Origin of the sequence: Pantoea sp. GbtcB22, from assembly GCF_019091025.1 — a bacterium.
Lineage (GTDB): Bacteria > Pseudomonadota > Gammaproteobacteria > Enterobacterales > Enterobacteriaceae > Pantoea > Pantoea leporis.
The window spans coordinates 1-305 of the sequence record NZ_JAGXKB010000074.1 but is presented as its reverse complement, the minus strand read 5'-3'; the positions used below and the strand labels follow the sequence as shown (position 1 = coordinate 305).

The 305-nt window shown below is 46.6% G+C and carries 1 pseudogene; it reads left to right on the top strand.

Features of this window, described 5'->3' with window-relative positions:
• Window positions 1-229: pseudogene (locus KVT28_RS24820) on the top strand (type II toxin-antitoxin system HipA family toxin); the annotation flags it as partial.
• Window positions 230-305 lie beyond the last annotated feature (76 nt).

Below are 305 nucleotides of genomic sequence, written 5' to 3'. Positions count from 1 at the left end.
TGGTCTGAAATTAAATGTGACGGCAGCTGATAATGCGCTTGATCTCGATTTTGCGCGCGAAGTTGCGCCCTATTTCCGGCTGAAGGCATCTGAAGCCGAAACTATCATTGAAAACTTCAGCAGCATTGTTGCGCAATGGCGCGTGGTCGCCAGACATTTAGGGTTATCACAACGTGAGCAGGAAAAAATGTCTGATGCGTTACGACTTGCAGCGGCACATTCCGCTTAACTTACTTTTTGCTCCAACATTCAAACTCATAGCCCTCTGCAAAATGCGCTTTTCGCCCTAAGCTTAAAGCCATTTA